Source organism: Actinomyces stomatis, from assembly GCF_031292835.1.
Classification (GTDB): domain Bacteria; phylum Actinomycetota; class Actinomycetes; order Actinomycetales; family Actinomycetaceae; genus Actinomyces; species Actinomyces stomatis.
The window spans coordinates 1-3,312 of the sequence record NZ_JASPEP010000049.1 but is presented as its reverse complement, the minus strand read 5'-3'; the positions used below and the strand labels follow the sequence as shown (position 1 = coordinate 3,312).

The window sequence follows — 3,312 nt, the reverse complement described above, 5'->3', positions numbered from 1 at the left end:
CGACGGCCAGCACACCGGCCACGTGAGCGATCACCGAGGCCCGGGTCGACAGGCTCGGGGGCTCCCAGCGCGGCCGCAGCCGCACCGGGCGGGCGAAGTCGCGCACCGGCCAGTCATGCTCCTGTGCCAGGCGCCGCAGGTCCCGGTCGGGGTTGACCGCGACGGGATGGCCGACGGCGCTGAGCATCGGCTCATCGGAGATGGAGTCGGAGTAGGCCCAGCACCGGGACAGGTCGATGCCGTGGGCGGCGGCGTCCTCGCGCAGCGCCACCACCTTCTCCGCGTGCAGCATGGAGCGGGAGATGCGCCCGGTGAACAGGCCGTCCTCGCCGACCTCCATGTGGGTGGCCACGGCCCGGTCGGCCCCGACGAGGCGGGCGATGGGGGAGACCATCTCGGTGATGGAGGCCGAGACCACCACGACGTCGTGCCCGGCCCGGCGGTGACCCTCAATGAGGTCGAGGGCCTCGGCGTAGACGGCCGGCTCGATCGCCGTGGTCAGGGCTCCCTCCACGACCTCCACCAGGTCGCGGCGGCTGATGCCGGCGGACATGAGGGCCAGGTGCTCCATGAGGCTGCTGGACCGCCGGGCGCCGGCACCCACCAGGAGATAGGGGAGCTGGGCGATGAGCCCGTGGGCCAGGGCCCGTGAGGAGATGAGGCCGCTGCGCCGCATCGGGGTGCCCAGTGCCCAGGTCGACGACGTCGCCAGGATCGTCTTGTCCAGGTCGAAGTAGGCCGCCGCGCGGTGCCCGGTGGGTGAGGGGGCGGCGGCGGAGCGCTCCGGCGCCACCGGTGGGACGGTCGGTGCCGTCACCGGTGACGTCGCTGTCAGTCGGGAGGGGTCGCTTGCGCGGTCCTGCGCGCTCATGCCCCCCATCACATCACGAGCCGGACCCCGGTGTCAGGCGTGTCAGCCCCGCAGTGGCCTCCGTCATCGCCGACGGTTCCGTGGCCGGCTGTGACCGGCTGCAGCGGGCGCGGGGCCACAGGCCCGTTTCTGCAACCCGTCTCCACAGGCCCGACGACGTCGATGGGCGCAGCCGCGGGCGGGCCCGCACCCTGGTGGGGAGCCGCCCGCGGTGCTGCGGTCCCCGCGGTACCGCCGTGCGGGGCGCCGGTCGGGGAGCCGTGGAGACGGCCGGCAGGCCGCGGGGAAGACACGGCAGGACGGTGGAGACATGTGGGAGAGGGAGACGATGTCGGTGAGGATGCCTGTGAGGGAGGTGCGCGTGCCCGCGGGGGACGGCACATGGCAGGTGGAGCAGGCGGAGCAGACGGAGGAGATGGAGACACTGACCATTCCGGCAGTGGCGGAGCCGGGGGACGAGGCTGCGCCGGGGCGCACGCAGGTGTGGGACGGTCGGGATGTCTCCTTCCCTCCCCTGAGGCCCTCCGCCGGCCGGCCTGTGCAGTCCGGTGGAGACGCGCGGGCGACGGAGGACAGGGCGTGTGAGGGGACAGAGCACTCGGGCCACGTCGCCCAGGTCCTGGCCGTCACCGGTGCCCGCGGGGGCCTGGGGGCCAGCGTCCTGCTGCTGCACCTGGCGTGGGCGCTGGGCCGCGCGGGCAGGCGGGTGGCGATGATGGACCTCGACCCCACCGGCGGTCTGGACCTCCTGTGCGGGGAGAGCGTCCTGACCGGGCTGCGCTGGGCGGACCTGCCGGCCGAGGAGTCGGCCTTCCGGCCCGGCCACCTCGTCGGGGCCCTGCCCGTGTGGCACGCCATGCCGGTCCTCACCGGGGACGTGCGCGGAGGGCCCCGGCCCTGCGTGGAGGCGGTCCTGGAGGCGATGCGGGCCGAGCACGACGTCGTCCTGGTGGACCTGCCCCGAGGAGCGCTCCCGCCCCCGGGAGCCCGGGTCCTGATCGTCACCGGACTCGACCTGCGCTCGGCGATCGCCGCCGAGGGCATCGTCTCACGACTGCGGGGTGCGGTGCCCGGCGGTACCGAAGCCGCCGACACCGCTGCGGGGGTGCCGGTCTGGCTCGTGGTGCGCCAGGTGGGTGAGGACGTCCTCGCCGAGGACCTCGAGCTCATCACCGGCTGCCCGGTCCTGGGGCAGGTCCCCACCGACCGGGTCCTGGCCAAGCGGCTGGCCCTCGGGGAGGACCCGGTTCGGGCCCGCTCGGCCATCCGGCGCGCCGCGAGCGCCCTGGCCCGGGAGCTGCTGCCCCGGCTCCCTGGCGCTGCGGCACCGAACCGGGCGAGGAGCGCCGCCGGACCCACCCCCGATCCGGCTGATGCGGTAGCCGCCCGAGGACCCCGGGAGACGGGGAACCAGTCAACGAGCCGGCCACCGAATCCGTCAACGAATCCGTTAACGAATCAGTCCAGGAGGCAGCCATGGTCCCGGTGAGTCCCGATCAGCCCGGCGTCCCCGGTGGGGTCGCGGGAGGCGACGGCCCCGAGCTCGCCCGCGTCCGCAGCGCCCTGGCACGCGGCGTGGGCCTGGATGAGGCCCTCAACGACGCCGCCGCACCCGCCACCGGACAGGTGGGGATGGCGCGTCTCGGGCAGCGGGTGCGCGCCGACGTCGACGGCGCCGGGCCACTCCTCCAGCCCCTCATCGAGACCGACGGCGTCACCGACGTCCTCGTCAGCGGCGGGCGCACCTGGATCGACCGGGGACACGGCCTCGAACCCGTCCCCGCAGCCGCCATGGACGAGCCCGAGGTGCGAGCCCTGGCCGTGCGCATGGCCGCCTCCGCCCACAAGCGCCTCGACGACGCCTGCCCCGTCGTCGACGCCACCCTGCCCGACGGCACCCGCCTCAACGCGGTCCTGCCGCCCCTGAGCGCCGACGGCACCCTCATCAGCCTGCGCACCAAGCGCCGCCGCGGCTTCACCCTGGACGAGCTCACCGCCGCCGGCACCGTCGCCCCCGGCCTCGACGAGGTCCTGGCCGCCCTCGTGACCGGCCGCGCCAGCTGCCTGGTCACCGGCGCCACCGGCACCGGCAAGACCACCCTCCTGGCCGCCCTGCTCGGACTCGTCCCGGTCACCGAACGCATCGTGTGCATCGAGGAGGCCAGCGAGCTGCGCCCCCACCACCCCCATGTCGTCCACCTCCAGGAGCGCGGCGCCAACGTCCAGGGCGTCGGGGCGGTCTCCATGACCTCTCTGGTGCGTACCGCCCTGCGCATGCGGCCCGACCGGATCGTCCTGGGCGAGTGCCGCGGGCCCGAGGTGCGCGACGTCCTCACCGCCCTCAACACCGGGCACGAGGGCGGCTGGGCCACCCTCCACGCCAACTCGCCCGCCGACGTGCCCGCCCGCCTGACCGCCCTGGGGGCGCTCGCGGGACTCGA

Annotated in this window: 3 protein-coding genes; 2 read left to right on the top strand and 1 reads right to left on the bottom strand. The window is 75.1% G+C overall.

What is annotated here, in order from left to right; genetic code table 11:
• Nucleotides 1–871: HAD family hydrolase (locus RIV12_RS13010; RefSeq protein WP_309324436.1), on the bottom strand; the 871-nt coding region annotated here is incomplete at its 3' end.
• Between the two features lie 340 nt (nt 872–1,211).
• Between RIV12_RS13010 and RIV12_RS13005 the strand changes: the two genes are divergently transcribed.
• Together RIV12_RS13005 and RIV12_RS13000 are read left to right on the top strand one after the other, a co-directional pair.
• Nucleotides 1,212–2,360, top strand: coding sequence for a nucleotide-binding protein (locus RIV12_RS13005; RefSeq protein WP_309324438.1), 1,149 nt, complete (start codon nt 1,212–1,214; stop codon nt 2,358–2,360).
• Nucleotides 2,348–3,312 (top strand): TadA family conjugal transfer-associated ATPase (locus RIV12_RS13000; RefSeq protein ID WP_309324434.1); only part of this gene is annotated, 965 nt, incomplete at its 3' end. The genes RIV12_RS13005 and RIV12_RS13000, both read left to right, overlap by 13 nt.